The sequence below is a fragment of the Mycobacterium sp. genome, assembly GCF_035314665.1.
Lineage (GTDB): Bacteria > Actinomycetota > Actinomycetes > Mycobacteriales > Mycobacteriaceae > Mycobacterium.
In genome coordinates this window covers 1-2,833 of the sequence record NZ_DATFZD010000336.1, presented here as the reverse complement: position 1 = coordinate 2,833, position 2,833 = coordinate 1, and the positions used below count along the sequence as shown (strand labels likewise).

At 65.6% G+C, this 2,833-nt stretch carries 3 protein-coding genes and 1 pseudogene; all 4 read right to left on the bottom strand.

What is annotated here, in order from left to right:
- Window positions 1-375 (bottom strand): annotated as a pseudogene (locus tag VKI00_RS23060) (cyclodehydratase); the annotation flags it as partial.
- Between the two features lie 36 nt (window positions 376-411).
- Complete coding sequence (locus VKI00_RS23055; protein ID WP_324441596.1) at window positions 412-555, bottom strand: hypothetical protein; 144 nt, start codon at window positions 553-555, stop codon at window positions 412-414.
- The gene (locus VKI00_RS23050; RefSeq protein WP_324441594.1) at window positions 543-1,550 is read right to left on the bottom strand and encodes an SHOCT domain-containing protein; all 1,008 of its coding nucleotides are present in this window, start codon (window positions 1,548-1,550) and stop codon (window positions 543-545) included. The genes VKI00_RS23055 and VKI00_RS23050 overlap by 13 nt, the downstream gene beginning before the upstream one ends.
- 444 nt (window positions 1,551-1,994) lie before the next feature.
- Window positions 1,995-2,833: adenylate/guanylate cyclase domain-containing protein (locus VKI00_RS23045; RefSeq protein WP_324441592.1), on the bottom strand; the 839-nt coding region annotated here is incomplete at its 5' end.

The window sequence follows — 2,833 nt, the reverse complement described above, 5'->3', positions numbered from 1 at the left end:
GACCCGGGCACCCGAACAACGCAGTGCCTCGAGCAGCAGGTCTGACAGCGGGCCGCGTCCGTGCACGCGAATCGACGCCGACTGGACGGGCCGCTGTCGGCGGCCGCGGGTGGCGACTCCGGCCGCGACCAGCTTCGCGACGAGATCGCCCAGCTCACCGGCGGCCACACCGGCTTGCCGTTGCAGTTCGCTCATCGGTACCGGTGAATGCATCGTCCGCAGCAGCGCGGCCAACCCCGCGGGCGTCAAGCCGCGCGGCGGCTGGATCAGCACGGCGCGACGCGGACTCCACCCCACCTGAACGGCGCCGTCCGGGCGTAGCAGCACCGGCAGAGCCGGGTCAAGCGCATAAAGCGGCGGCGTGGGCTGCGCCATCCGCGCACTGTGCCACGGCAGGGTGCAACGAGCGGCTCAGCTATCCACAGAGCCAGAGCCGCCGTCGGGGTCGGTGGGGCCGGCATCGTTGTCCCGCTCGAACTCGGCGATCGCCTCACCGGCCGCCATGCCCGACTCGTAGAGCGCTCGCTCGGCCCGTAGGGGCCTCAGATCCGGCAAAGGATCTCCGTTTTCTTTGCCTGGAACTCTTCCTCGGTCAGCGCACCTGCGTCTCGCAGACGGGCGAGTTTCTCAATCTGCTTGATAGGGTCCGATGTCCGATGGCCGTCAGGCGCGGATGGTAGGACATCGGGCCGACTGACAAGGGTCACCAATTTCGGCGCGGAGTTTTGCGGGGCACTGGAATCCTGTGCCGAAGCCTGCGTTGCCGTCGTTTGACTCTGCGGAGTGGACTGGTGCTGCTTGGCGGCCTCTCTCGCGGCCTTGCCCTCCATATGTGCCAGCTTCTTCGCGAGGAACTCGTCGTGGTAACGCCTGCCGAGCCAGGCCCCGACCATGCAGACAAAAAGGATGCCTAAGCTAGCGACGACCTCGGCCGCCAGCATGCCGGCGAGCGAGCCGTAAGCAACTCTGGCTAAGCTCCGCATTTGGCTCCCCGACTTGAACCCGAGTAGCACCACCACCACCTCACGGACGGCCAAAGCACAGCCGACAGCAGTGGCGGTCCAGAGGTAGGGGCGCTTAGCGAAGTAGTGCGAAGCGTAAGACGAAATCAGGAAAAGGCACATTCCGAAAATCGCCATAAGGATACCGGTCAGGGGGCCAAACACCACGTTCGCAGTGCTGACCGCAATTTTGGCCCAGCTGACGACATGCTGTTGGAGGCTAGAGACGCCAACCATCAAAAGCGCGAACCCAGAGTCAAGCAGGACAATTCCTGCGGCAAGCAGCATCACCACAAGACCGACCGGGCGGCGCAACTCGCCGCGCTGGATGCGCGCGATGTCAACATCTGTGTTGCGACGGCGGCTCTTCATCCGCAGTTCAACCGCTGCGGGGACACCGATCGCCAATCCCATCACGCTGGTTGTCGTCGATTGGGAAAAACCGGCCCAAGTGCACACGTATCCCGCTGCCACTATGGCTACGAGACCGCCGCCGAGGCCGAGGAGGGAATTTTCCTGCAAACGCGATGCCGCCGGCCCAGTGGTCATGGCCGCTCCTTCTGCCAGGCCGCCGTATGCGGGCCGGTGTCTCTCATTGATGATGCGCCAACATAAGAACGACGAGAAGCGGCTTTCGCAACTAATTCACAACTAATCGGCGGACGCGCGTCGACCACCGTCGACCACCGCCTTGGCTTGCTGGGCGGTTGCCTGCTTTTTTGGTACATGGGGGCAACTTTGTTCTCTGCCACAACATCGCTCCTTGGATAGAGGCGGGACATGATGTTTCCAATGCTGTGGCGATGTCACGGGGCGGCCTAGCGTAGTTGGCTACTCGATAGCCGTATTTCTATTTAGTGATTGACTAGGCAGCTCGTGAATGTGGGGTCGTTCGCCAGCACGGACGCATCGGCGGCGGTGGCATCTGAATGCGACTCACCTGTCAACGATGTCGAGGACTCAGACACCTCCAAGCGCGCTGACTCCGGCTGTTCAGCGGCGGCCGGTGGCCGGGGCGAGGCGGGTCATCCCGCGCACGAGCCACGGTGCGCGCGTCGCGATCGCCTCTACGGCGCGGTCCGAGCGACGCATCGCGGTCCGACGGCCAGGAGTGGGCATTGACGCCAGTTCTGCCTCAGGCGATCCCGCCCGCGGGCCGTCGCGATCGACCGCCAGGAGTTGCCAGGTGCCGGGCACCCCGCGCAACTCGACGCTGCCGCGGTCCTCGAAGCCGGTGCCCGAGCCGACGACCAAATCACGCACGGTGCGGGACACGAGGATTTCCCCGGGGCCGGCCTGGCCGAGGATCCGCGCCGCGATGTGTACCGCGAGCCCCCCGATGTCCGCATTCAGCAGTTCGCACTCGCCGGTGTGGATGCCGGCGCGGATCTGGATGCCCAGGGTCTCGGCGTCAGCACGCAGGGCCTCGGCGCAGCGGATGGCCTGCGTCGGCCCGTCGAACGTGGTCAAGTGGCCGTCGCCGGTGCTCTTGATCACCGTGCCGCCGAATTGTTGCGTGAGGTCGGCGGTGATCTCACCAAAGCGGTGCAGCACCGCGCGCCACCGCTCATCGCCCGTGGCCGCGGCGTGTTGGGTCGACGCGACGATGTCGGTGAACAACACGCTGCGCAGGGCGCGATGGGACTGCGACGGCGCGGCATGGCTGCCGGTGAGGAACTCCTCGATCCCGGTCAGGATCTTGTCGGGCTCGGTTAAGAAGGGTGCGTGGTCCACACCCTCGACCTCCAGGTACCGCGCTCCGGGGATGTGGTCGGCGAGATACCGGCCGCCCTGCACCGGAACCGCGCGGTCCTCGCGGGCATGGATGACCA